The sequence below is a fragment of the Streptomyces sp. LARHCF249 genome (genome assembly GCF_052871255.1).
Genome location: NZ_JBIXJQ010000004.1, coordinates 388,846 through 414,160, shown reverse-complemented (window position 1 = coordinate 414,160; position 25,315 = coordinate 388,846). Strand labels below are relative to the sequence as shown.

The window sequence follows — 25,315 nt, the reverse complement described above, 5'->3', positions numbered from 1 at the left end:
GGGGAGGTGGATCGTCCGTGGAGTTGATCCGGGTTCACGGGCCGCCCGGACAAGGTGGCGGCATGACAACCCACACGGCGCACCTCGACACGACAACGACAGCGACAGAACGGCCCGTCCCCCGGTGGGCTGCCGGGGCGGCCCATGCGATGCCTTTGGTCGCACTGCCCGTCTGCCTGTGGCGCCTGCCCATCGCCTTCGGCTACGGCATGGGCGGGGAGGTTCTGCCCCCCTCACCCTGGAACATTCCCTACGTCGTCGGACTCAGCGTTCTCTCCGAGGCATTCGCACTGGCCAGCTTCGGCTTGGTACGCCGCTGGGGAGAAGTTGTGCCCACTTGGGTCCCCAAACTGGGCGGCAGGCGCATACCGCCCTTCGCGGTGACCCTCCCCGCGACGATCTGCGGCCTCTTCTTCACCGCCCTGATGGTCCACTGGGCGTTCGGGGCCTTCCGCCTCGGCGGCGCTGACGGCTTCCCGTACGCCGAGGGCTGGGACGTGCTGGCGATGACGGTCAGTGGTCTGTTCACCTTGTGGGGCCCGCTGCTGCTGGCCTTGACGTTCGCGTATCACCGTCGCCGTCGCCCGCGCTGAGCTGGTACGCCCGCGTTTTCACGGATTCAGGCAGGAGGCGTCCCGGGACTGCCGATCACGGCACGTGCGGCGGCAAGCCGATCAGCCGCGAGGAAGGGGCCTTCCCCCTCCGGATGCTCTGAACGGGGAATGAGATCATGAGGGCCGAAAGCGCCGCCGTGCGGCGACGCGGGGGAAGGACAGAGCGTGGACCAGGGGCGGATGACGTACAACGTGCGGTACGGGACGTCCTTGCCGGTCGTCGTCCGACACAGAGACGGCGCGGGACGCGAAGGGGATGTCGCCATCGGGCTGCTCTGCCGCGTGCCCGACGGCCGCGGAGGCGCCGCGCACCCCTCCGCCCGTACCTTCGACGTCGTCGGTCAGGGCCAGACCGCGATCGCCCGGGTATCGACGGAGGAGACGGGCTCGCGCGTGAGCGGACGCCCCGCCGTGTACCGCGTCGACGACCCGTACGGCGCCCCGCTGGGCCGGATCACGTACCGGCGCGGACGCGCCCTGAGCGGCGCCCGCGCGCGCTGGACCGTCGAGTCGGTGACGGGACACTCCGTGCGCGGCTTCCGCGGGCGCCTGTTCTGGTGGGCGGTGTGGTGGCCCGTCGGCCTGCCCGTGAGCCTGGTGTGGCTGATCCTGTCCCTGCTCGGCGAGGGTGACGACGCCTTCGGCAAACCGCGCAGGGTGATCTGGCGCGACTCCTCACGCCGGGCGCACCTCGTCTTCCGGGGGGTCGCGGACGAGTACCGGGTCCTCGACGGAAGCTGGGACCCCCGGCTGGTGGCCGCGCTGCTCGGACTGCACCAGTCGTACGACCCGTCGGAAGGCAGCGGCGAGAACGGCTGGTACGCCAGGCCCTGAACGTGGCGTCTGACGTCCGCTCCCGTCCAACTCTGGGAGGGTTCGAGGCCGACGCCTTCCAGCACCCTGGGCGAAAGCTGGTCGAGTACCGCCTGGCAGTGCCGTAAGGTGGGGTTCACCGACGCGGGGTGGAGCAGCTCGGTAGCTCGCTGGGCTCATAACCCAGAGGTCGCAGGTTCAAATCCTGTCCCCGCTACTGCCCAGAAGGGCCCGGATCCTCACGGATCCGGGCCCTTCTGTCGTGTCCGCGCACCGGCCCGGCCCCGGGACCGGGGGCCGGGCAACCGGCCGTCCTCGTCGTTCAGGGCCAGCGAAGGCCGAGATCGAGGTTGGTCGCCAGGGTCTGCGTGCCGCCGGTCGAGATCTGGATGTACCGCTGGCAGGCGTGGACCGCACCGCGGTGTCGCCCATGGGTGTGCAGCCGACGTTGAAGAGGCCCCACAGGCCGTTGTTCTGCCAGGTCGACCGACAGCATCCGGTCCTCGTGGGTCTCGATGAAGGCGTCACCGCCGGCTGGCCGGGCTGGGACGAGGCTCGGCGACAGCGTCGGCCGCAGGTGCGGCCACGGTGAGGGTCAAGGCGAGCGTGAGGAGCAGGGCGCGCGGCCAGCCTCGTACGGCGCGCATCACACGGTCGTCGTCCTGCAGTAGCCGATGATCACGGGTGTGTGTCTAGCGCAAGGATCCACGCCGCCGCTTCCGCTGGTGGTGCGGCGTGCCGACGCCTCCCTCTCACGGACCATGCCGGGCTGGGCGGCGGACAAGCAGGACATCAGCCGCTTCGCGCCCGCCGGCGACGCGCACCATGACTGCCGGAGAGGCCGCGGTGCTCGCGCTGGCCGTGCCGGAGGTGACAGAGGAACCGTACGGACCCAGCAGGCCCTTCTCTCGTCTCGTGACCAGAGCAGTGACGTTTCGGCGGTGAACCGGTACGCCCGTTGGAGTGAGCTGACCGGCCCGCCTCAGCCGTACGGGAGAACCGCGTCAGATAGAGACGGCTACAGCAACGCATCCCCCCACGACCGAACAAGGAGCCACGGCATGGCCGCCGATCTGCTGCGCCGCAAGTACGAGCACCGTTTCGACCTCTTCGACACCGACCAGGACGGCTACATCACCGAGAAGGACTTCACCCGCCTGTCCGACCGGCTGATCGAGGAGCTGCGGGAGCCGGCCGCGTCACCCAAGAGCCGAGCCCTGGCCGACTCCAAGGCGCACTACTGGCGCTCCCTCACCCAGCTCGTCCCCGCCGACGGCCAGGGAAGGATCATGAGGGACGCCTTCGTCACCGCGCTCGCCGACTCGCCGGACCCGCAGCGGATCTCCGCGATGGTCCGGCCCTCCATCGAGGCCGACCTGGCCCTGGCCGACCGGGACGGCGACGGAGTCGTCGACATCGACGAGTTCACTGCCCTCCTCGCCGCCATCGGAGTCCCCGCCGCTGAAGCGAAGGACGTCTTCCGCGCCCTGGACCGCAACGGCGACGGCCGCCTCACCCTGGACGAGTGGCTCGAGGCGGCCATCGAATTCTTCACGTCCACCGACCCTGCCGCCCCCGGCAACCGCATCCTCGGCCGCGTCTGAGCCACGCCCACGCCCCGCAACCCCACACACCCAGGTCGAGAGCAAACACCTTCGGCGGAACAAAACGCTCGTTTTGGAGGTCGTTTCCTCCTGGTGTTTCGTCCCAGGATCTGTGGTGGGTGGGGCTTCGGAGAGGTCGTCACCACCGTCGGTGGACGGTGGCTTTGGCGCCGGTCACCAGGCTTGCCGGTGGAACGTCGTCGGCCACGACCGCGCCGGCGGCGATCACGGCATCACGGCCAATGCTGACGCCGGGCAGGATCGTGGCACCGGCACCGATCCACACGTTCTCCGCGACGTCGATGGGCGCGCCGGTGAGGTACAGCCGCCGCTCCTCGGGATCGACCGGGTGGCCGCTGGTGATGAACGTGACCTTCGGGCCGACCATCACGCGCTCGCCGAGCCGGATACCGGCGTAGTCCAGGAACGTGCAGTTCTGGTTGATGAACACGCGCTCGGCGAGGTCGAGGCGGAGACCGTGGTCCGTGTAGAAGGGCGGGTAGATCGTGACTCTCGGCGGCAGCGGCCTGCCGAGGATCTGTTCCCACAGTTCGGCCTTGCCCGCTTCGTCCTCGAAGGGCAGGACGTTCAGGCGGGAGGTCAGTTCGGTGACCCGCCGGACCCTCTCGGCCATGGCCTGGAACTCGGCGCTGTGAATGCGCATGAGGCGGTCGCTGGACATGCCGCGATTCTTTCTCGTGTACGTGTAACCGGACAACATCCCATCGGAGGTCCTTCCTCCCGGCGCTTCATCCCGGAACAAGATCCGGAGGGTCACTCGGCGCCGACCTTCCCGGGGCACCGCGGGGCGGCATCAGCGGTGTCCTGCTCTCGTGACGGAGAGTTGCCGGCCCACAGAACCTGTGGACCAAGCAGGAGGATGTTTGACCGGGGACGCGGACGCGCGGAGAATTGTGTGTACAGAGTACGTGTGGATCGTAGGTGTACGTCAGTGTCGCCCTGACAGAGGCGAGTCCCTTCGCTGGCCTTCCACGCCCGGCACCACCACACCTCCGGTACGCTCCGCCCCCACCTTCCTGCGTGCCCTCGGCACGCTGATGGAGTGGCGCCGAACCCACCCGGCCGCCGCGCACGCCTCGCGCTCGGCGGCGGGACGAGGCGCAAGGAGGAGACCGTCATGCCTGAAGATCCCGAGGACGTCAGGACGCTCATCCGGCGGGCCCCGCTGAGCTTCGTCGGCACGATCACACAGCTCGGCCAGGCGCGGCTCACGGACGTACCGGTCGACGAACGGACCGCCGTCGTCCAGGTGGACACGGTGCTGCACGCCCCCGACGCCTTCCAGAAGCTCGCGGGAAGCGAGGTCACCATCCAGCTGTCGGGCGACCTGGACCCGCCCGCCGTCGGCGACGCCGCCGCGTTCTTCACGGACGGGATGGTCTACGGCGAAAGCCTCGCCGTCACCGAGGTGGGGCGGCTGCCTGCCGACGCCGTCCAAGAGAACATCTCCCTGGTGGCCAGGACCGCCGACGCGATGCCCTTCTCTGCGCTGCAACGCGACATCGCAGACGAGGACATGGTGACGCACGCCGCCGAGGCGGACGCCGTCGTCGTGGGCGTGGTGGTGGCCCTCGAGCAGATGCCCGCCGACCAGCCCTCCGAGCACTACCCCGACTGGTGGCGCGCCCGCATCGACGTGTCAACCGTCGAGCAGGGGCAGATCGAGCCCGGGCCGGTCGACGTGCTGTACCCCAACAGCCTCGACTTCCGCTGGTACCAGGTGCCGAAGCCCAAGGCGTCGCAGGAGGGGATGTGGATCCTGCACGCCACCGAGGGCGCGCTGCGGGAGTGGGCGCCGTTCCAGATCCTCCATGCCGATGACCACCAGCCGGTGCAGAGGCTCGACACGCTGCAAGCCTCACGGAGGTGAGCGGACATGCCCACACTGAAGGTCGTCAACATCACGCCCGTCGCGCTCAGCGGGGACAGGACCCAGGACGGCGAACCCAGCCTTGCGGTCAACCCGGAGCGCCCCACCGACATGATCGCGACCGCGTTCACGCCCGACCCCATGGGAGGTCCGCTCGCCCCGGTCTACGTCTCCACCAACGGCGGGGACACGTGGGTGCTGCGCAGCATCGTGCCGGGCGGCGCCCAGGGCCTGGGCACGGGTGACATCTCGGTCAGCTTCGCGTCCATGGGGGGCACCCTGTACGCGGGCATCCTCAACGGCCAGGCCGCCGTGGAGGACATTCTCCGCATGCAGGTCCTGCGCAGCCCCGGGATCTCCTCGACCACGCCGATGCAGGTGCTCGTCTCCCGGGACGAGGAGGACCAGCCGTGGGTCGTGGCCGGGAGCGTGAGCGTGGATGGCGCCGCCCGAGATCGCGTCTACGTCGCCCACAACGACTTCGGGCAAGGAACCGGCCGGACCGCGACTGTGGACGTCTCGGGCAACGCCCGGACGTCGCCGCCGCCGGCCGGCTTCCAGCGCCATGCGATCGAGCAGCGCGCGACCACGGGCCAGGACGGGCCGCCAGTACGGGTGGCCCTGCATCCCGACGGTACGGTGTACGCAGTATTCCAGAGCTGGCAGAACAGGTCGGGCTCGAATGTCTTCTTCGACGTGGTGGTCACGCGGGACGACAACGGCGCCGTCGGTTCGAGCCCGTTCGAGGGCCTCGAGGACGCGCAGGATTCCACCCCCGGCCAACGGGTCGCAACCCAGCGGTTCGTGAAGTTCGGCGCGACGATGGGGCAGGAGCGCCTCGGCGGCGACCTGTCGATCGCGGTGGACCCGACGGATCCGGGGAGCGTCTGGGTCGCTTGGTGCGACCGCGTCGGCGGGCTGACGGGGACGGACTACACGCTGCACGTGCGTCACTCCACCGACCACGGCCAGACCTGGTCCACCGACCTGCGCACCATCACCGATGCCAAGAACCCGGCGCTCGCAGTGAACACCGACTCCCTGCTCGGTCTGGCCAGCCAGCGGTTCACGCAGGGGCAGTGGGTGACGGTGCTGGAGATGACGGACGACGACTGGCAGACACCGCCGGAGCGGCACGAGCTGCACCAGGCCCCGGCGAACGTTCCCGCGCGACGGGGCCTGCCGTACCTGGGCGACTACATGCGACTGCTCACGGTCGACCGGGACTTCTACGGGGTCTTCTCCGGCAACAACACGCCCGACCCGGCCAACTTCCCCGAGGGCGTGACCTACCAGCGCCACGCCGACTTCGTCAGCCACCAGCTGCTTGACCTCGACAACGTCACGCGCGTACCCGCGTCCATCGACCCGTTCTTCTACCACCGGGCCGCCTGACCCGGGCGACGACCAAGACGCCCGAAGACGCCCGCCGGCACCCGCCGGCACGGGCGGCACGGGCGTCTCTGGGTCGTCAGGTCGCAGGTCTGGGTCGTTAGGCGAGAGCGGTGAGGCAGAACTGGACGAGTCCGGCGTCGACATCGAGGACGATCTTCTTCATCTCCGACCACGGCGGGTGGAAAGCCATCCCCCATTCGACGGTGAAGGCCAGGATCCTGTCGTCACTCTGGTCGACGATGTGGCGCGCGAACGTGTAGTCGTCGCTGGTGCCGCAGGTCGGGTAGAGGTCGAAGGCGGGCTTCGGGGTGTAGACCATGCCGCGTACGCCTTTGAGCGCCTTGCAGAACTGCTCGGCGAGCACGGCGGAGTCGTCGGCGTCCACCTTCGGAATGAACTCCGCGTACAGCTGGTCGTTCTTCAGTCCGCGCTTGCCGTCGAAGGCGGGGTTCTGGAAGTTCCTGGTCGGATCGTTCGACTGATTGTTGTCGTCACCCCAGACGTAGAGCATGGCCTGGGTGTAGCTGTGCACATCGACGTACCAGCGGGTGCGCACGAAGTGGTCGATCAGCCAGCGGACGTTGCGCGTCTCGGGCTCCGAGAAGGGCTCGGGGCCCTGATACGTCTGGTTCTGGGCGGCCGGGTCGTTCGAGACCCGGACCGGCGCGAGCGGGTGGAAGGCGGTCTCGAAGTCGAAGAGGAAGTCGAAGTTGCGGTTGATGTCGACGCCGATCGCGGCCGGGTCGCCGCCGGACTGGGCCGGGTTGCGGTTGCGCCGCCAGTCCGGGTCGACGCTCTGGCTGTGGCGCCGGCCATCGGGATTGACGAGCGGGAAGACCACGACGTCGAGTTCCTCAAGGATCCTGCGCACCTGGGCAGAGGTGAACTGCATACCGCCGTACGCCAGGCCGGTTCCGCCGGCGTGCGCCTGCAGCAGGTCGGCCGCGAGGTTGACGAGGATCTCGCAACTGCCCCACTCCCTGGCGTGCATGCCGCCGGTGAGGACGACGGCGTCCTTGGGATCTCGGCGGTGGGTGCCGATCCGCAGGGCGTGGCAGGTGCGGCCCTCGACGGAGGGCTCGGGCAGTTCGATGAGGTCGCTCGTGTTCTGAAACGCCGTGGCCAGGCTGGTCACGCCGGACTCGACCTCGACGATGTTCATGTACGGCATGGCGTCCCTCCTAGGTGTCCTTCACCTTGAGGGCGAGTCCCTGCGGAACCGCGTCCTCTGGAGCGAACCGGTCCCCCTCGCCGACCTCGGCCTGGCGGGCCCGCCCCTCGGCGGTGGCGTCCTCGACGACCGTGACCGTCACGCCCTCGCGTTCGAGGGCCTCGGCCCTGTCGGGGGTCACGTAGGCGTCGATGGTGCAGCTGCCGTCCTCGGCCTGGTGGACCCGCCCGCCGACATCGGGGCGGTCTTCGCGCAGGAGGGCGCGCAGGGTGTCGGGGTCCCGGGCGGTGACCCGGACGCGCAGAATCGTGTACTCGTTGGACATCACGGGCCTCCCTCGGGCGCCGTGGGGCTCACATCGGGAAGCAGGGGCCAGAGTCGGCATCAGGGTGTCGGGGCCGGTACCGCCCGCGGCGCACAAGCGTGCGGATATACGAGTAAGTATCGATATGTGCGATGCGTACTTCGTATCCTCAGCGTGCGCTTCCGCCGTAGAACGCGTCAAGGGGCGCCTCGGGTATCCGGCTGAGGAGGCTGTCCAGGCCCGCGATCAGCTCCTGCTCGTCGTCGTACTCGGCGAGCTGAGGGACGAGCGCGCGCAGCCGCGGGTACTGGGCGGCCGGCAGCCGGTGCAGGCCCAGGCGGAGCATGAGGTCGGGCTCGTCGGGGTTGTCGACGACCTGGCGCTTGTCGACGAGGAGGCAGCCGAGGTTCCAGGCCGCGAAGGCGCGGTAGATCGTCAGGGTGGTGGCGTCGTCGAAGCCGGCCCGGGCGAGCACGGCAAGGATGTGCTCGGTGAGTTGGAGCACCGGCTCGGGGCGCCGGGCCACCGGAACGGAGAGCGGCCGCGTGGCTACCACGGGCAGGATCTCCGGGTGGGCGTGCACCACCGCGGCGAAGGCACGGGCGATCCGGCGCAGCTCCCTCCGCCAAGCGGACACGTCGGCCGGATCCACGGACTCCTCGGCCGAGGTGCGCAGCCGGTCGTTGACCTCGGCGAAGAAGGCCTCGACCAGGCCGTCGAGCAGGGCCTCCTTGCCGGCGGCGTACCGGTAGATGGCCATGGGCTCCACGCCCAGATCGGTGGCCAGGCGCCGCATGGTCAGCGCCGCCAGGCCCTCCCGGTCGACCAGGGCGACGGCCGCGGCGAGCACCAGCGGGCGGCTGAGGCGCCCGCGCTTCTCCGGGGTGTCCGGATCATCCACGTCCCGACCTCCGAACATGGGGATAAACCGTACACTTCATACAGCATTGTACTAAATATCCCTGCATCCGATCCTCCGGCTGACGTTGAGGTGTCGGACGTGTGGCCGGGCTGGGCTTCGGAAGACCCAGCCCGGCTCGGGTCAGCGGGTGGTGGCAGTTCCCCGGCGGCGCACGTAGACCACCGCACCGCCGATCGCCGCCACGGCTGCGGCCCCGGTGGCGGAGATCGGCTCCCAGGACGCCTCGGCCGCCGGTTTCCCGGATACAGCAGAGACCTGCTCCGGCTGGTCCTCCACGAGGCCGCCGTATCCGCCGGCCAGTCCCTTGCGGTCGTATTCCGAGCCGGGCATCTTGTCGCCGTAGCGGGCGGTGACCATCTTCTGGTAGGCGGCGAGGGTGATGCTGCGCATTCCGCCGAGGCCGGTGGCCGCTTCCTCGTTGAGCGGCTCGACCATGCCTTCGGCGGTGAGCCGGTACCAGGCGTGGATCTGCGGCTCGGTGAAGGTACGGGCCTGTGGGGTGCCGCGCTCGGCAAAGCCGACTTCGGCATCCCCGTCCCGGACGCCGGCCAGCTGCCAGCCTTCGGCACCGACGTTCTGCGTGCCGCTTGCCGGCGTAGCGGCGTTCCCCTTGGGCGCGAGCAATACGGCGGCGTGTTTGCCGTCGGAGGCGGTCACCCGGGAGACCAGATAGGAGAGCCGCAGCGCGGTCTGCGGGCTCGCCTGGGTCTTGCCGGTCACGAACTCGGGGCTGATCTCGAACATCGGCACCGGGTCCTTGGTGAGATCGAACCCGGGCGGCGCGGCGACCGCGGCGGGTGCGTTCCCGGGGGTGCCGACGGTGCCGCCGTCCGCCGCGGGGGCAGTGCGGGGCTGTCGAGCCGAGACCAGGAAGCGGGAGACGGTGTCGCGGAGTTGGTCGCTACGGAGGGCCTGCTGGGCTGACTGGTAGCCCGCGATGCCGTCCCCCTCCGCAGCCTGTGCCGGAACGCTGCCGCACAGGGCGGCGGCCAGCCCGGCCGCGGCGAGGACGGCGGCCCGGAATGCAGTGTGCCTGGCCTGTCGCATGGTCTGCATGGTCGGTCTGCTCCTCAGCCCTGTATGCCGATGCGGGAGTGGGTCCACTGGAACGAGTTGTTGTTCGCGTATGTGGAGTGGTTCCACCATGTGTAGGTCTGGGTGGTCTGCCACGGGTCGCCGACCGCGATCATGTTGGTGGCGCTGTCGTAGCCGTAGATGACGTTCATGTGACCGCCGCCGGTGCGCCAGCCGAACCGGACGGCGAACGGCCGGCCGGCGTCGATCTCGGCGGCGGACTCACCGAACGAGGCGTTGCGGTACAGGCTGCGGCCGCTGTTCCTCAGTCCCAGCCTGGCCAGGCCATTGGCCATGTCCTCCAGGGTCGCGGGCTGATTGTTGCAGTCCACCCAGGTTCCCTGGGCTGCGAGTTGGCAGAACTGCTCCTGGCTGACGGAGCGGCCCCAGTGTTTGGCGATGGTCACGCCGGAGGCATCCCAGCACCACTGGGTCCTGACCTGCTTCTGCATGTCGATCCCGAGTGTCTTCGCGGTCGTGGGGGTGGGCTTCGGGTTCGGGGTCGAACCGCAGACCGGCAAGGGGGTGGTGTTCTCCTTGATGAAGGCGTCGGCGATGTAGTACGAGCCGGTGAAGATCCACCTCGGGTTGTTCTCCACGGTGTCGCCGGTGGTCCGGCAGGACATCTGGATCTTGGCGCCTACCTTCGAGGACCCCTTCACCTGGGCCGAGAGGGACGGCTTGGCCCGGTGGTTGACGGTCCTGTAGTTGCCCTGCCCGCCGATGACCGTGCCGCTGACCACATCGGCCTGGGCGAAGGCATTGAAGCCGAACAGCAGACCGCCGGAGAGTGCGGCGGTGATCGCGGCTATCAGCGCTTTCCTGCGGCGGGACGCGCGACGTTTGTGCATCATGCTCCTTGATCTGAAAATGCGGGAACTGGCCCGGGCGGCCTGCCACTCACCGGAGCAGCGACACAGGGGTGCGACTCGGCCGCCTGCAGCCGCGACACGCACGCCGTCGCGGCAGGCCGGTGAGCGCCGGGGTGCCGTCGACGCCGTACCACCACGAGTCGCCGTAGCCGGGCACCGGAAGCCGGACGACTACAGCCTGGCAACGCCAATTGACCAAGCGTCACATTCAGATGGATCGACGGCCCTGCACTGCCGGTGACGCCGAGGTTCAGGCCTTCCGCGACCACGCACAACCGCACCTCTTTCCCTGACTGGATGGGGTGCCGGGAATCCTGCCAGAGAGATCGCGGAGCCTGAACGCCGTTGCTCTACGCGCGAAGATGTCGCGAATTCAATTACAATAAAGGGTCGATATGACGGACAGTCAATTCAGCTACGGAGACGGCCAGTTGGCGATCACACGACCGTTGGTCCAGGCCATTTGCGGCTATTCAGCGGTGTGGGACTTTACGCAAACTTGATACATCGCAGCTCTTTATTGGACACGCCGTCAAGCACTTAAATCGCGCAGAGTGTACGCCGCGTGACTCTCCATCATTTCATAAAGGGAGAATCGACCTCAGATCTTTGCGTGGCTATCGCCATCGCGCGTCTGCCGGGTACTGCGCGCACCTTCCTGACCGGCGGCCGGAGCGGTCTACCTGGTGCGCCCATTCGGGTCAGTCCCCGGCCGCGCCTGACCCCCGCGCCGGGCGGCGCTTCGCATGCTGGACACGGCGCTGTCGCATAGCCGCCCCTTCCCCGCCGACAAGGAGTACCGGATGTCCTCGGACGTGGTTGAACGCTTTCTGGCGGCTCTCGATCCAGCCCACCGGGAGGCTCTGGGCAGCCGGGCGCGCGGGGAGCAGGAGCAGCTCGCCGCGGCGTGGGAGAAGGAACTCGAACAGGACACCGACCTCGACACCCTGGACGAACTGTCACCACCGGCGGCGGAGCAGGAGGCCGCGCGTCGGGTGGTGGAACGACTCACGGAGTAGGCCGGTCGGCCCCGGCAGGCCTCACAGGGCCCGGCCCCGGTGCGGGGACGGGCCCCGGCACCAGCGGTCATCGCCCAGTGGGACGAACATCCTGTCGCCCGATATTCTCCGGCGCTACGTCCTGACCGTTGTCGGCTGGGCACCTGCGGCGGGGCCGGAGTTACTCCTTGCTCAGCCGCACTGTGCCTCCCGCGCCGCCGCCTGCGAGGACGTCGATGCGGACGCCGGTCGCGGGATCCGTGAAGCTCTGTCCGGGTGCGTACGCGGCCAGGTCCAGCGGGGTGCAGCCGGTCGGCGGGGCAGTGGTCGGGTTCGGGTTCGTGATCCGCACCGGGCCCTCACCGGTCCGGGCGGCGGAGTCGACCTTGTAGATGAGGACGCCGATGGAACAGGCGGAAGCGTCGTTGCCCGCCGCGCGGCGGGACTCCGCGACGTACGCCGTCGTCTCGCCGGTGCGCAGCACTGCGATCTTGGTGCCTCCGGGTAGTTCCACCGGGGTCAGGCGTACGGTGCGCCGGCCGGAGGCGGGCAGGCAGGCGACCTGGACGTCGCGGGTCCAGCCGAGCTTCCACGAGTGCCAGCCGAGGTACTGCGGGGCGTGGCCGGCGATGTTGCCCATGACGTCCCAGCCCCCCACGTACTGATGGGTGGAGCCGGTGAAGGAGTACAGGTCGGGCAGGCCGAAGGTGTGGGCGGTCTCGTGGGCGGCGACCTTGTGGCCCCAGCGCCACAGGTCCTGTCCGAAGGTGACGGCCCACTTGAGACGGGTGCCGTCGGCGGTGATGCCGGGCGCCGCCGGGTCGTAGAGGTAGGTCGGGGAGAAGGGGATGGCGGTCGCCGCCTTGGCGGGGACGACGTAGACCATGTCATAGCGGGAGAAGTCCGCGTACGGGTCTGCGGCGCTGATCGCGTCACGGAGGTACTTCTCGTGGGCCTCGAAGGTGAGGCCGCGCGCGAAGCCGTAGGAGGCGGAGTCCGCGGGCATCCGGATCCAGCGGCGCAGCGGGGTGTTCCCCAGGCGCAGGCGCCCATAGCTGGCACGGCTCATCCAGTCGGCGGCCGGGGCGAGTCGAGCGGCGTACGGCTCGGTGGAGTCGGTGGCCGGCGCGTCGGGAAAGTCCACGAACAGAGTCAGGACGCGGCGGGTTCCAGTGGCGGGCTGGAACTGGATCCGGTCGGTGTCGTGACCCTCGTCGGTCCAGCCGGTCCGGCCCGGGAGCGCGCAGTCGGCGGCGATGGCCGGGGATGCTGGGGTTGCAGTCGCGGTGGGAACGGACAGGCAGGCGATGATGGCGACGACCGCGGCGAGGGGCCATGAGCGGAGGGGCGGGGTGGTCATGTCTCTCCTGTCGGAGGCAGTTGAGGCGTACGGGGGGAAGCGCGCCAGCGGGTGGCGGAGGCCGGCGAGCCGGGGGCCGGTCTACGCGCGGCCCGCGGCCAGGTCCATCAGGCGCGACAGCACGCGGCCGCCGGAGGCGGTGATGCCGTCGTGCTCCCATTCGTTGGTGACCCACACCCGGGTGGCGCCGACCTCGCGGGCGGTGCGCAGTGAGAGCCCGGCGTCCACGTACATGTCGTCGTGGTAGACGAGCGCGGCGAGCGGTACCTGGTTGGCGGCGAGGCGGTGGAGGTCGTACAGCGGCGGCCAGTCGGCGCGTTCGGCGAGCAGATCGGCGGCGTCGGCGAAGGGACGCAGACCCCTGATCTCGCGGAACATCCAGGGGTAGATCATTTCTCCGGTGAGCAGGTAGGGGTCTGCGTCCTCTGCGAATTCGGGGAAGTCCGCCATGGCCCTGGACGCCGCCCAGCCTGTCGGCCCCGCGCCTTGGCCGTACAGCGTCTCCTGCATGACGGTGAAGAGCGGGTTGTCGGTGAATCCGGTCAGCATCATCACTTGGTAGAGGAACGTAGCGGTCAACGCTCCGTCTCCGTCGAAGGACTCGTCGAGGAGCCAGTGGATCCGTTCGAAGCCGTCGCCCATGCCGAGGGCGAGACCGAGCGTGCGCAAGCGGTGGGGGGTCAGCCGGTCCCCGTTGGGCAGGCGCACATCGGCGGCGGCCAGGACTCGGGCGATGTCGCGCAGCCGGGCGGCGTCGTGGGGATAGCGGGCGTAGTAGTCGAGGACCCGGTCCCGCACCCGGGGGTAGGTGCGGGCGTACACGTCGTCGGCGGTGGCCGAGAGGCCGGGCAGGCCGCCCGCCACGTAGCACGCCCGCAGTCCTTCGGGGGCCTGGGACAGGTAGGTGAGGGTGATGAAGCCGCCGTAGCTCTGGCCGAGGGTCTCCCAAGGTTCGTCGCCGCACAGTTGCCGGCGGATCAGTTCGGCGTCCGCCACGATCGAGTCGGCTCGGAAGTGGGCGAGGTGGCGGGCGAGCCGGGTCGGTGAGGTGAAGCGGGAGGCGGCCCTGGCCGTGACGGGGGTGGAGCGGCCCGTGCCCCGCTGGTCGAGGAGGAGGACCCGGTGAGTCTTCAGCGCCTGGGGCAGCCAGCCGGGCGAACCGGACGACGGGCGGGGCGACTTGCCGCCGGGTCCGCCCTGCAGATAGAGCAGCCAGGGCAGTTGCCGACCCGCTTGGCGCGCACGGGTGACCTCCCGGGCGAAGACCTGGACGGTCGGGCCGTGCGGGGCCGAGTGGTCCAGGGGGACGGTGAAGACGTGGTCGACGCTCGCGTACGCGGGGTTCATGGATGCCTTTCGCAGCCGCCTGGCCGCCGGGTGACACGGGGCTTTTGCGTGACCGAGCATGGTGCGAGCCGACTGCGCCGGGGAGCCCCCACTTATCCATAACTCCGCGCTATGGAGGCGTGACAGTTGTGGAGTGCCATTTCACATTACTATGTTATCGGTCACATTCCGGCCAGCCCTTGGCTGTCCGACCCGACTGTTCACGGAGTGACCACTGATGGACAAGCGCACTCTCCACGCCGTCGCCACCGCCCTGGTGGCGACCGTCGCACTGGGCACGGCCGGCTGTTACAACGGCGCCCGCTCCAGCGGCGGTCAGCAGGACAAGGATGCGAAGAATCCCGCACTCGCCCACGCCGGGGCCACGCTCGGCGGCACTCCGCAGAAGGGCGGAACGCTGACCGTCCTGTCCAACCAGGACTTCACCCATCTCGACCCGGCACGCAACTGGGTGGTCGGCGACATGGACTTCGGCACGCGGCTGCTCTACCGCACCCTGGTGACGTACAAGGCGGAACCGGGCACAAAGGGCGGCGAGTTGACCGCGGACCTCGCCGAGGACCTCGGCGTCTCCTCCAACGGCGCCAAGACGTGGACGTTCAGGCTCAAGAAGGGCCTCAAGTACGAGGACGGCACCCCGATCACCGCCCAGGACATCAAGTACAACGTGGAGCGGTCCTTCTCCCCCGACCTGCCCGGCGGGCCGGACTACGCGGCCCGCTACCTGGCCGGCGCCGAGGGCTACCGGGGCCCCGGCGAGGGCAAGCACCTCGACTCCGTCAAGACCCCCGACGACCTCACGATCGTCTTCGAACTCCGCAAACCCTTCGCGGAGTTCCCCCACGCCACCGTGCTGCCCACGTTCGCTCCGGTTCCCAGGGCCCAGGACAAGGGTGCCCAGTACGACAGCCGGCCCTTCTCCTCGGGACCGTACAAGATCGAGTCGTACGACCGGGACAAACGGCTGGTGCTGGTCCGCAACGCCCACTGGGATCAGGCCACGGACGGGGTGCGCAAGGCATACCCGGACAAGCTGGTCGTGGTGATGGGGCTGAGAGCCAACCAGATCGACGACCGGCTCATCGCCTCGGAGGGTGCGGACGCCTCCGCCGTCCCCTGGGGCAAGCTACGCCCGGAGAGCACCCCCAAGGTGCTCACCAAGGCCGGCGTCAAGGAGCGGCTGCTCGCCGAGTCCACCAACTGCACGGAGATGGTGCAGATGCACACCGGCCGCGCCCCCTTCGACGACCTCAGGATCCGGCAGGCGGTGCAGTACGCCCTGGACCGTGAGGCAGTGCTGACCGCCTCCGGCGGCCCGGCCCTCAACGACCCTGCCACCGCCTTCATGCCCGGCTCACTCCACGGCGGCAGGCAGCCCGACACGCTGCGGATCCCGGCCAGCGGTGACGTGGAGAAGGCGAAACAGCTCCTGAAGGAGGCCGGCAAGGCGGACGGAATCACCACCCGCATCACCGTCTCCAACGGCGACAAGGGAGTCGCGGAGGCGATACAGCAGTCCCTGGGCAGGGCCGGGATCAAGGTCACCATCGACACCGTCGACCCGTCGGCCTTCTACGACACCATCGGTGACACCAAGAACCGCACCGACCTCGTCTACACCGGCTGGTGCCCCGACTTCCCCTCCGGCTCCACCTTCCTGCCCTTCGTCTTCGACGGCCGCTACATCAAGGAGACAGGGAACTCCGGCAATCACTCGCTCTTCCGTGACGGGGCGACGATGAAGCGGATGGACGAGATCGCCGCCATGACCGACGCCGCACAGGCCAACAGCGCATGGCAGCAGCTGGACACCGAGATCCTCGCCAAGGCGCCGGCGGTGCCCGCCGTCATCGAGCGCATGCCGCTGCTGCTCGGTACCAACATTGCCGGAGCCTTCGGCCACTCTTCCTTCGGCGGCCAGCTCGACTACGCCACGATCGGGCTCAAGGACCCGGCAGCGAGTGCAAGCTGAGGGGACATCACGACTTCGGTGCCTCGCGGACCCCTCCGTGGAACACAGCCACCGGCACCGAGCCCGTCGATCCGTACCCGGGCCGCCGCGCCCTCGGCGCGCGAAACCTGACGCAAGTACTGTGTGACATTTCACATAGGATTGGTGGGAGCCGACTCCTGTCCGGAAGCTCGCATCGCTCCATAACATGCGCGGCATGGAACTGGAGGTACGGCACCTGCGGGTGGTGTGCGCGATCGCCGAGGCCGGCAGCCTCACCCGGGCCGCCGCCGCGCTGTCCATGACGCAGCCGGGCCTCAGCACACAGCTGCGCCGCATCGAGTCGATGCTGGGCGGTGTCCTCTTCGACCGTCGGCGGGCCGGCGCCACGCCCACGGCCTTCGGTGAGCTGGTGCTCGCCCGGGCCCGCGCGGTCCTGCCGGGCGTCGACGCGCTGCTTGCCGACACCGCCCGCGCGGCCTGCCATCTGGCATCCCCTCACCGCGTCCGCGTCGGATCGGTCGGTGCTCCCCTGCTCGGCCACCTCATCGTGGCCGTCCGGAAGTTCCTGCCCAACGCCGAGGTGACGTCACGATGCCACTACTCCCCCGTCGCACTCCTGGACGACCTCGCGGCCGGGCGCCTGGAGGCGGCGGTCCTCGGCGACCACCCCGAGCAGGTGCTTCCTCCACGCGACGCGGTGCTCCTCGCCCCGCTGGTCACCGAACCCGTCTTCGCCCTGCTGCCCTCGACCCACCCGCTGGCGGGCCAGGATGCCGTGTCCCTGACCGAACTCGCCGATCACGACTGGGCGATGCCCCGGCCCGACGGCGACCGGACCCGCGAGTACTGGTCCTCCGTGTGCGCGCTGACCGGCCGCCGACCCTCCGCCCCGCACGAGGCCGAGGGGCGCCAGCTCGTCGAGCTGGTCCGTGCGGGCCTGGCCGTCAGCCTCTGCCAGGCCACCTTCTCGGAAGCCCCCGGCGTCGCCGTCCGACCGCTCGCGGGAAACCCGCTGTGGTACCGCCACGTCCTGGCCTGGCACCGTGACGGCCCGCTCGCCGTCCACGGCAACGGGATCCTTCGCACGGTGACGGCAGGCTATTTGGACATCTGTGCCGCCAGCCCGGTCTACGCGGACTGGCGCCGGCGTCACCCGGGCGCGGCCCAGCTGCCGCATGACGGATCCCGGTGCCCCGATCCTTAGCCCGGGCCAGGCGGCGACCCCTTACCCGCTGCTTCCAGGGAAGGTGGACCTCACGTGCGTGGAGCGCGGCGACCTGCAGTCCGCCGGCCCTGGTCAGCGGACCGAGGCCGGCGGGCAGCCGTGACGGCAGGCGCGGTGATGTCCTAGCCGCGTGCGTCCACCACTGCCAGGAGCTTGCCGCTGGTCGGGCTGCGGTCCAGCGAAGCGCCGTCGACCGCCTCGACCACCAGGTCCAGCAGCCGCTCCGTCACCGCCGCGCGGAGTTCCGGGTAGCCGGCAAGGAAGACGTCCCGCAGCCGCTCCGGGTCCGTCGCCCCCGCCACCCGTACGGTCAGCCGCTCGCGCGCGTCCGTACCGTCGAGCCGGATCTGCAGCTCGCCGCGGTGGCCGCCCCGTTCCTCGGCCAGGGCCAGGAAGCGGCGGTGATTGAGGAAGTACGTCGCCACCCGCATCACGTCACCCGTTCGCCCCCTCAGCTCGAAGCGGGGCGCGTGCCGGCCGCAGGGACAGCGGCCCGGGATTTCCCGTCCGAGGTCGCCTATCACGTACCGGCCCAGGTGCTGACCGCGCCGGGCATGGGTGGTGAAGACCAGCCGGCCCGTCTCGCCCTGGGCCACCGGCCGGTCCTCGGCCAGGTCCAGGATCTCCATCGTGTGGAGATCGGCGTGCAGGTGGTGGACGCCGCCGGAGCTCTCGGTGCACTGGTAGCCCAGCGGGCCGAGGTCGGTGCTGCCGTAGGTGATCGAGCGGACGACCTCGATGCCGAACGTGGCCTTCAGGGTGCGCTGTTGCTCCTCGGTGAAGTGCTCACCGCCGTAGAAGACCTTGCGCAGGCCTCCGTAGGCGCGCAGCGCGTCCGCCTCCGCGTGCAGCAACTGCCACAGGTAGGAGGGCATTCCGAACAGGGTGTCGGCCCCGTGATCGATGATGGCCTGGACTGTCGCCCGGTGGTCGGGCCCTGCGGACAGCGGCAGTTGCACTCCGCCGAGCCGTTCCAGCACGGAGAAGAAGCTGATGAAGCTTCCGTACATGCCGCCGCAGTAGAAGAGGTTGGCGGTGCGGTCCCCGACCGGGTCGTAACCGGCGGCGAGCAGGCCACGGGCGGCGGCGTGCATCTGGGTGTCGTAGTCGTCGTAATTGAAGATCGACAGCGCGGGCGTGCCGGTGCTGCCGCCGCTGCGGAAGTACAGCTCGGCATCGGCCCGCGCCACCTGCCGTCCCGGCTCCTGCACGTCTTCCTTGCCCAGCAGCGGGCCTACGGGCCGGGGGAGGACGACGGGCCGGGCCAGGTCGTCCAGGCAGGCGGTCGTCGCGAACCGGGCCGGGTCGGCCTGGACCGCAACGCGGCGGCTGTAGCGCTGCAGGGCGTAGACGCCGTCGTGCGGCTCGCCCGCGTAGCTGTCGAGCATGGCGCCGACCGGCGTGACGCGGGTGACGCCGGCCGCCAGGGCGGTGCGGGACAGCTCCGCGATGTCGGTCCGGCTGCCCGCGAGACCCGCCGTCTGCAGGTAGCGGCGCATCGGGCGCAGGGTGGTGATCAGCCGCTTGCGGGGCAGCGGCTTGACCCACACGCTGCGGTGCAGCGGCGAGGCGGTGAGCGGGGAGCGGGTGTCGGCCATGACCCGCCACGAGCCGTCGGGCGCGGCGAACACCCGGGTCAGGCCGAGGTGTTCCTCCAGCCGGGCGACCAGCTCGGTGGTGGTCAGCTCGGCCTCCTGGGCGGGATCCGGCTCACCCGCCGAAGGTGCGATCACGGCCGGCAGCCGGGTCGCGAGCACTGCGGCGAACCGCGCGGCGAAGGCGAACACCTCGCCCTCGTCCTCGGTGTCGAGGTAGACCACCTGGGGGCTGGAGCACGCCTGCTGCTCGTGCAGGCACACATCGTCCGCGAGGGCGTCGAGCGTGTCGCCGTCCGACCAGGCGTCGCTCGTGAGGTACGCGAAGGAAATCCGGTGCCCCCACTCCACCAGCCGGCAGCCGGCCGGCACATGGGCCGCGACTCCTTCGACGGCGCCTTCCCCACCCCATACGGCGACGGCGTCCGCAGGTGCGCACATCAGGCGCAGCCACTCCTGCCGCGAGGACGGGAAGCGCAGGACGATCACCCGAGCGGCCAGCGCACCGCTGGGGTCCAGCGCCGCGAGTTCGGCCATCAGCTGCTGGGTCAGCAGGGTGTCGGCGCTGCTCGTCTTGAGGATGTTGACGTTTCCGGCGAGCAGGCCCTCGACGATGCTCAGCGGAGCGACCGTCACTGCGTTGCCCGGAGCGATGTGGGCAACGAGGCCGACGGGCGACCAGGCCTCGTAGACCGTCTCGCGCGGATCGGCCCGGTTCAGCCGGCCGGGAGTCGCGCTGCCGAGTTCCCGGCGCAGCTTGCGGGTCAGCTCCCGCCGGCCGAGGAGGCCGCCGAGTTCGGCCAGGAGGGCCGGGTCCCCGCCTTCGGGCAGATGCGCGGCGAGCCGGGCGTGCACGGGGTGGGCCGGGTCGCGCAGGGCGGTGGCGAGGGCGTCGCAGGCGGCCAGGACGGTCTCGGTCTCCAGCACCGTGGCCAGAGCGGTCTCGACAGCGGCCGGCAGGCCGGCGAGACGGCGCCCGGCCTCCTCGTCTCCGATGAAGGCGCCCTGCCAGTAGTGGTGCGCGACGCGCTCGCCGACCTGGTCGTACGCGGATACGGTCGCGGCCCCGGTCCGGTGCCCGGACTCCGCTTCGGACATGGTCTGGGTCTCGGTCTGGGTCTGAGTCACGGTCTCGGTCTCGCTCTCGCTTTCGCTCTTGGTCACGCCATTCCCTTCATCAGTTCCGCTGCGGCCACCGCGCAGCTGCGATTGCGACTCACCCCGGCGCGCCCGTGAACGGTGAACCAGGGGGTCTCCAGCTCGCACCCGCAGGCGTCGCCCGGCTGGAGGGAGGCGAGGTCGCCCATGAGCACGCTCTGCGCCGGTACCGAGGTGATGTACGGCGACACGAGGTGCAGGTAGCCCTGCTCCCCGTACGGCAGGGGTTCGAGCGTGCGGGTGGAGCGGATCGTCACCCGGGACCAGACGGGGGCGTGCAGCCGGTGGTGGTCGCACTCGATGTACGGGATGCAGTGCTCCACCGAACCGAAGGTGTCCCGGATCCGCTCACCCGGGATGCCGAGCTGCTCGGTGACGCGGGCGTACAGCTCCTCCTTGCCGATGCGCCGGTCGGCGTGCCCCTTCCAGCCGCCGCCGAGGACGACCAGGGAGCCCTCGGGCAGGCGCAGCGGAGGCAGTCCCATGGCCCGCATCCGCTCCAGCGTGAAGAAGAGGAAGGCCGGGAAGCCCAGGACGCGGACCGGGGCGTCCTCCCGCTCGAAGCGGCGCAGCGCGGCGATGCAGCCGAAGGGGTCGAACTCGTGGTCGCCGCCGGTGTTGCGCAGCGCGTACTCGACGCTGCGTGCCGGGGCGAAATCGCACAGGTAGTTGTCGGTGAAAGCGGTCCCGAGGTTCAGGGAGGGGGCCGGCTCGTAGCTGTACAGGAGGTAGTTGACCTCCTGGTCGGGGGTGATCCAGCCGTTGCGCTCGAAGATCCGGGCGACCATGCGCTGGGCGGAGCGGATGGTCCAGTGGTCGAAGAACATCTGCGACTTCTGACCGGTGGTCCCGGAGGAGGTCAGGTGCAGCTCGACCTCCTCGCGCGGGACGGAGAGGACCTCGTGGCGCTTGAAGAAGTTCGCGTGCACGAGCGGCGCCCGGTACGGCTCCGCCGTCGCGGTGGCCTCGTACAGGGAGCGGAAGAACGGGGAGCGCTCGGTGTGCCAGGCGTTGGTCTCCGCCATGGCGGCGGCGAACAGTTCGTCCTCCGCGGGCCCGTAGGCGTACGGGTCGGTCAGGTCGCACAGCTGTTGTACGTGCGGCAGGAGGGCCGGGTCGGGTACGGCGACCGGCGCGAGATGGGGGTTCATGGGGCAACCTCGGATGGTGTGGGCAGGTGCGTCGACGCCCAGGCCGACACGTAGCAGTCCAGATAGGGCTGGAGGGGCGGTTCGACGGCGACGCCGCGGAAGTCGATCCGTTCGCTGGAACGGGACAGGACGGCGTAGTCGTGGAAGCCGTCGCCGTCTGCGCGCATGGCAGGGTAGATGGCCCCGGCGACGAACCCCTGGGACAGAAAGGCGGAGAGGGCCTCGAGGTGCGCGAGCGGCACCAGGGCCTCGACGTAGCCGGCGCCCGCGCGGGCCAGGGCCCGGGTGACGGGTTCGAGGTACCCGGCCGCGGCGGCCGGGTCGGGGTGGGCGGTCAGCAGGGATCCGTACCCTCCGGCGCGGTTGAGGTAGGCGTAGACCTCGAACCGGCCGTCCTCGGGGGTGAGCAGCACGTTCGGTGTGTGCAGCGGGTAGAACCAGCCCTCGGCGCAGGGGAACTGCTCGCGGAAGCGGCGTCGCACGAAGGCCGGCGCTTCGATCATCTCCAGTCGTTCGACGGCCGCTTGCGGCGCGGGCGCCGGAAGGGGGCCGGCGGCGGCCCGTACGCCGGGGTAGCCGATGCCCAGCGCGGTCTCGGTGGTGCGCAGCAACGGCAGGAGCGGGGCGGGCACTTCGGTGACGGGGATCCGGCGGTCGAGCACCCCGGCGGAGTGACGCGCGTAGAGCGCCAGGCTTTCGCGGCTGCGGAGATCCACCGCGTTGGGCAGGATGCCCAGCGGGCGGAAGCCGTTGCGCGCGACGACGCGCTGCGGGCCGGCGCTGACCGTGCGCACGGTCGCGTAGACGGAGTCCAGCCGCCCCGTGTCCAGCATCCCCTCACACAGCGCCTCGGTCAGGGAGGCGGCCAGGCCCGCCGACCGGTGCCCGGGGTGTACGGCGATGCCCTCCAGGCGGCCGATGCGGCTGCCCGCCTCACCGTGGATGGCGGCGGACGCGGTCAGGGCCCCGGTGTCGGCGCAGCGGCCGACGAGCCACAGGGAGTACGGGTCTTCCATGAGCCGGGCCATCTCGGCAGGGTCGGTGCCGAGGGGGACGGGGTAGTGCGGCCCGTAGACGGCGTAGTAGAGCTGGCGCAGTTCGGCGATGTCCGTGTAGGCGGCCGGAGTGATGACGGGGTTCACCGCTTGCCTCCGACGGGTTCCGTGCCTCGGCCCGCGTCCCCATCAGTATCCGTATCCGGCTCAGCTGTGGGCACGGGTGGACCGGACCCGAGCAGGGCCAGCGCGCACGCGGCGGGGACCAGGCCGATGCCCTGCACCAGGCACAGCGTCTGGGGCGAGAAGAAGTCGCCGGCGAAGCCGAACGCCAGGGATGCCACCGGCAAGGAGGCGCCCAGTACGGCCTGCATGACGGCGAAGAAGCCGGGCTTGTCCCCCACCGGCACCAGCCGCTGGAAGAGCGCCACGAAGCGGACACTGACGGCCCCGGCACACCAGCCGGCCACGGCCAGGCAGCCCGCGACGACCAGACGCTGCGCCACCAGCCCGGGCAGCACCAAGGCGAAGGCCATCAGGCCCAGGCAGTAGGCACCCGCGACCGTGGGCCGCCCCGGCACGCGGGCGCCCGTGAAAGCTCCGATGAGCGCGCCGGCGCCCAGGGAGGCCTCCAGCAGTGCCACGGTGCCGCCTCCGCCCAGCAGGACCGAGCGGGTGTAGAGGGGGATGACGACGAACACCGCGGCGGTGAAGAGGTTCGCCGCGGTGAAGCAGAGCAGGATCCGCCGTACGTAGGGCTGTTCACCGAGGATGCGGCGGAGCGTGCGTCGCTGGGGCGCGGCTGCGGCCGGGTCCGTCGCGGCCGGGTCGGTCGCGACGGTGCGGAAACGGGCGCTCGCGACGAGGAGGGCGGCGCCGAGGTAGGCGGCTGCGCAGCCGGCTGCCAGCCCGGCCACCCCGACCCGGTCGACGGTCAGGGCGCCGAGCAGCGCTCCACCGAGGCCGGCCAGGGACTGGGTGGACAGCTCGAAGCCGGTGGCGGTCTCGATGTCGGCGTCGTCGACGAGTTCGGGCACCGAGGTGGTCAGGCAGGGGTCGAAGAACGCCTGGCAGGTAGCCAGGGCGAGGCCGGCGGCGTACAGGGCGGCGAGCGGGAGGCCGCTGCCGTACGCCCACAACGCGAGGGAAGCCGAGGCGGCTCCGGCCAGAGCGGCGGCGGTCCGCAGCACCGAACGGTGCGCGAACCGGGCAACGGCCCCGGCCACGACGGGCGCCAGCGCCACGGCGGGCAGCGTGCAGGCCGCCATGAACAGCCCGGAGGCCAGACCCCGGGCGTCGCGCACGGCGTAGGCGACGATCCACCAGGACACACCGACCTGGAACATGCGTACGGCGGCCTGAGTGAGGACCTGGCCGAGCCACACGGCGCCGAAGGCGCGGTTGCGCAGGACCAGCGGACCCCGCCGGCCGCCGGCCCCGGTTTCGACGTCGGTCTCGCTTACGGCCACGGGTGAGACGGTCATGCCGTCGGCCTCTCGTCGAGGACCCGGACGAGCTTGCCCGAGCGCGGGTTGACGGCGAGGTCGCGGTGGCGCGCCCACTCCACGGACAGCGGGTGCACGAACCCGGCGCGCACGCTGTCCGGATAGAGCGGCCGGACGGTCTCCAGCTCTGTGACGACGGCCTTGGCCAGCGCCTCCCGGCCACGTGCGACGTCGCCGCAGGCGTCGTCCGCGGGGGCCGTGGCCAGCCGCAGGACGAGCCCGTCGCGGCCGTCCCAGCGGCGGACGACGAGTTGCACACCGACCACGCGCCCCGTGGTGTCCGCCGCGGCCACGGCGTCCTGGGCGTCCTGGGTGTAGAGGGAGACGGGACCCACTCGTACGCCCTCTTCGGCGCGGCCGAGGATCCTGAAGTGCCCGGGCCCGGTGCCGGTCCACTCGGCCCGGTCCCCGGCGGGGTAGCGGATGATCGGCATGAGACGGCGGAAGAGACTGGTGACGACGACCCGGCCGGGCCGCTCCGGTTCGGTGATGGGCTCATCGGTGGCGTCGTCCAGGATCTCGACGACGGCGTACGGGGTGAAGGCCCGGTGCACCCGGGCGTCGGAGCCGGGTACGGGCCGGCCCAGCAGGCCGGCGTCGACGCTGGCGTATCCGACGGACCGGGCCTCGGCGCCGGGGAACGCGGCGGCCAGCAGGCGCCGCTGGTCGTCGAAGAGAGCCTCGCCGCCGAAGAGGAGCAACTCCACCGAGTCGAGCCGGACACCGGATGAAATGGCTTGCTCGGCGAGTCGGCACAGGGTGGTGGGGGTGCCGGCCAGTACCTGGGCGCCGAGTTCGCGCAGCGTGGGGATCGTCGACTCCAGTGGCGCGCCGCCTCCGATGGGCAGGCGGACGTTGTCCACGGGCGCGTGGGCGAGTGAGTCGAGGACGAAGAGGAAGCTGGCGTACAGCTCCCCAGCGTAGAAGAGATCGGCGACGCGGTGTCCGGGGCGCAGACCCGTGTCGACGAGCCCCTGGCCGAAGGCGGTGACGAACGTGCGCCACTCGTCGCGTGTATAGACGGAGAACTTGGGGGACCCGGTGGTGCCGCCGGTCTTGTAGACGGTGGCCTCGCTGAGCGGGCCGGTCAGCACGCGGCTGTCGTGAAGGGTGTTGGCCGCCCAGAACTCCTGCTGGTCGACCACGGGCAGGTCGGTGAGGCGGTCGGCGTGCGGCGGCAGGGACGCGTAAAGGTCGCGGTAGAAGGTCGAGTTGTGACGGGCGAAACGTATGAGGTCCGAGAGTTGCTGGGCGGACATGGGCCTTTGCCTAGTGACGGGAACGGGACGGGAGCCACACGGCGCGGCGCGGCGAATGCGAGAACTCGCCTGCGGGCTCGGCCGGTGTGAACGGGGGACCCCCCGGCG

The 25,315-nt window shown here is 70.4% G+C and carries 21 protein-coding genes and 1 tRNA gene; 9 read left to right on the top strand and 13 right to left on the bottom strand.

The features are described from left to right. The first annotated feature begins 62 nt into the window (after positions 1 to 62). The 4 genes from ACIPUC_RS13600 (at position 63) to ACIPUC_RS13585 (ending at position 3,031) form a co-directional block, all read left to right on the top strand. A complete protein-coding gene (locus tag ACIPUC_RS13600) occupies positions 63 to 593 on the top strand; it encodes a hypothetical protein (protein ID WP_446589363.1) in 531 nt (176 codons plus the stop codon). Positions 594 to 779: 186 nt separating this feature from the next. Continuing rightward, positions 780 to 1,448 carry a hypothetical protein gene (locus ACIPUC_RS13595; RefSeq protein ID WP_446589362.1) on the top strand — a complete coding sequence of 223 codons (669 nt, stop codon included), beginning with the start codon at positions 780 to 782 and terminating at the stop codon, positions 1,446 to 1,448. Positions 1,449 to 1,570: 122 nt separating this feature from the next. After that, positions 1,571 to 1,644: transfer RNA gene (locus tag ACIPUC_RS13590), tRNA-Met, on the top strand. Positions 1,645 to 2,488: 844 nt separating this feature from the next. Next, positions 2,489 to 3,031, top strand: a complete 543-nt coding sequence (locus ACIPUC_RS13585) for an EF-hand domain-containing protein (RefSeq protein WP_446589361.1) — start codon at positions 2,489 to 2,491, stop codon at positions 3,029 to 3,031. Between the two features lie 139 nt (positions 3,032 to 3,170). Here the strand turns inward: ACIPUC_RS13585 and ACIPUC_RS13580 are convergent, their stop codons facing one another. Then, positions 3,171 to 3,713, bottom strand: coding sequence for a DapH/DapD/GlmU-related protein (locus ACIPUC_RS13580; protein ID WP_446589718.1), 543 nt, complete (start codon positions 3,711 to 3,713; stop codon positions 3,171 to 3,173). A gap of 456 nt (positions 3,714 to 4,169) precedes the next feature. On the opposite strand from ACIPUC_RS13580, the gene ACIPUC_RS13575 reads away from it, so the two are divergent. Together ACIPUC_RS13575 and ACIPUC_RS13570 are read left to right on the top strand one after the other, a co-directional pair. Continuing rightward, complete coding sequence (locus ACIPUC_RS13575) at positions 4,170 to 4,922, top strand: hypothetical protein (protein ID WP_446589360.1); 753 nt, start codon at positions 4,170 to 4,172, stop codon at positions 4,920 to 4,922. A gap of 6 nt (positions 4,923 to 4,928) precedes the next feature. Further along, positions 4,929 to 6,317 carry a sialidase family protein gene (locus ACIPUC_RS13570; RefSeq protein WP_446589359.1) on the top strand — a complete coding sequence of 463 codons (1,389 nt, stop codon included), beginning with the start codon at positions 4,929 to 4,931 and terminating at the stop codon, positions 6,315 to 6,317. Between the two features lie 97 nt (positions 6,318 to 6,414). On the opposite strand, the gene ACIPUC_RS13565 is transcribed toward ACIPUC_RS13570, so the two are convergent. The 5 genes from ACIPUC_RS13565 to ACIPUC_RS13545 form a co-directional block, all read right to left on the bottom strand. After that, positions 6,415 to 7,488, bottom strand: a complete 1,074-nt coding sequence (locus ACIPUC_RS13565; RefSeq protein WP_446589358.1) for a M14 family metallopeptidase — start codon at positions 7,486 to 7,488, stop codon at positions 6,415 to 6,417. A 10-nt stretch (positions 7,489 to 7,498) separates the two neighbouring features. Then, a complete protein-coding gene (locus ACIPUC_RS13560) occupies positions 7,499 to 7,813 on the bottom strand; it encodes a hypothetical protein (protein ID WP_446589357.1) in 315 nt (104 codons plus the stop codon). Positions 7,814 to 7,961: 148 nt separating this feature from the next. Continuing rightward, positions 7,962 to 8,693 (bottom strand): TetR/AcrR family transcriptional regulator, encoded by a 732-nt coding sequence (locus tag ACIPUC_RS13555; RefSeq protein ID WP_446589356.1) that lies wholly within the window; start codon positions 8,691 to 8,693, stop codon positions 7,962 to 7,964. A 141-nt stretch (positions 8,694 to 8,834) separates the two neighbouring features. After that, positions 8,835 to 9,770 (bottom strand): hypothetical protein, encoded by a 936-nt coding sequence (locus ACIPUC_RS13550; RefSeq protein WP_446589355.1) that lies wholly within the window; start codon positions 9,768 to 9,770, stop codon positions 8,835 to 8,837. A 14-nt stretch (positions 9,771 to 9,784) separates the two neighbouring features. After that, entirely contained in the window at positions 9,785 to 10,642 is an 858-nt protein-coding gene (locus ACIPUC_RS13545) for a papain-like cysteine protease family protein (protein ID WP_446589354.1), read from the bottom strand. A 764-nt stretch (positions 10,643 to 11,406) separates the two neighbouring features. Here ACIPUC_RS13545 and ACIPUC_RS13540 point away from each other — a divergent pair. Continuing rightward, positions 11,407 to 11,679, top strand: a complete 273-nt coding sequence (locus tag ACIPUC_RS13540; protein WP_446589353.1) for a hypothetical protein — start codon at positions 11,407 to 11,409, stop codon at positions 11,677 to 11,679. Between the two features lie 160 nt (positions 11,680 to 11,839). Here ACIPUC_RS13540 and ACIPUC_RS13535 read toward each other — a convergent pair whose 3' ends face one another. After that, positions 11,840 to 13,018, bottom strand: a complete 1,179-nt coding sequence (locus ACIPUC_RS13535; RefSeq protein WP_446589351.1) for a M6 family metalloprotease domain-containing protein — start codon at positions 13,016 to 13,018, stop codon at positions 11,840 to 11,842. 81 nt (positions 13,019 to 13,099) lie between these two features. Beyond that, positions 13,100 to 14,365 carry an alpha/beta fold hydrolase gene (locus ACIPUC_RS13530; RefSeq protein WP_446589350.1) on the bottom strand — a complete coding sequence of 422 codons (1,266 nt, stop codon included), beginning with the start codon at positions 14,363 to 14,365 and terminating at the stop codon, positions 13,100 to 13,102. Positions 14,366 to 14,582: 217 nt separating this feature from the next. On the opposite strand from ACIPUC_RS13530, the gene ACIPUC_RS13525 reads away from it, so the two are divergent. Together ACIPUC_RS13525 and ACIPUC_RS13520 are read left to right on the top strand one after the other, a co-directional pair. Then, entirely contained in the window at positions 14,583 to 16,337 is a 1,755-nt protein-coding gene (locus ACIPUC_RS13525; RefSeq protein ID WP_446589348.1) for an ABC transporter substrate-binding protein, read from the top strand. Between the two features lie 196 nt (positions 16,338 to 16,533). Beyond that, entirely contained in the window at positions 16,534 to 17,523 is a 990-nt protein-coding gene (locus ACIPUC_RS13520; protein ID WP_446589346.1) for a LysR family transcriptional regulator, read from the top strand. Positions 17,524 to 17,666: 143 nt separating this feature from the next. Here the strand turns inward: ACIPUC_RS13520 and ACIPUC_RS13515 are convergent, their stop codons facing one another. From ACIPUC_RS13515 to ACIPUC_RS13495, 5 genes are read right to left on the bottom strand one after another with little or no spacing between them, the layout of a single operon-like run. Next, entirely contained in the window at positions 17,667 to 20,303 is a 2,637-nt protein-coding gene (locus ACIPUC_RS13515) for an acyl-CoA reductase (protein WP_446589344.1), read from the bottom strand. Next, positions 20,300 to 21,448, bottom strand: coding sequence for a LuxE/PaaK family acyltransferase (locus ACIPUC_RS13510; RefSeq protein WP_446589342.1), 1,149 nt, complete (start codon positions 21,446 to 21,448; stop codon positions 20,300 to 20,302). Before ACIPUC_RS13510 ends, ACIPUC_RS13515 begins: the two co-directional genes overlap by 4 nt. Beyond that, the gene (locus tag ACIPUC_RS13505; protein WP_446589340.1) at positions 21,445 to 22,590 is read right to left on the bottom strand and encodes a GNAT family N-acetyltransferase; all 1,146 of its coding nucleotides are present in this window, start codon (positions 22,588 to 22,590) and stop codon (positions 21,445 to 21,447) included. Before ACIPUC_RS13505 ends, ACIPUC_RS13510 begins: the two co-directional genes overlap by 4 nt. After that, positions 22,587 to 23,927 (bottom strand): MFS transporter, encoded by a 1,341-nt coding sequence (locus ACIPUC_RS13500; RefSeq protein ID WP_446589338.1) that lies wholly within the window; start codon positions 23,925 to 23,927, stop codon positions 22,587 to 22,589. The genes ACIPUC_RS13505 and ACIPUC_RS13500 overlap by 4 nt, the downstream gene beginning before the upstream one ends. Then, positions 23,924 to 25,207: a phenylacetate--CoA ligase family protein gene (locus ACIPUC_RS13495; protein ID WP_446589336.1), complete on the bottom strand. Its 1,284-nt coding sequence runs from the start codon at positions 25,205 to 25,207 to the stop codon at positions 23,924 to 23,926. Before ACIPUC_RS13495 ends, ACIPUC_RS13500 begins: the two co-directional genes overlap by 4 nt. Positions 25,208 to 25,315: the final 108 nt, after the last annotated feature.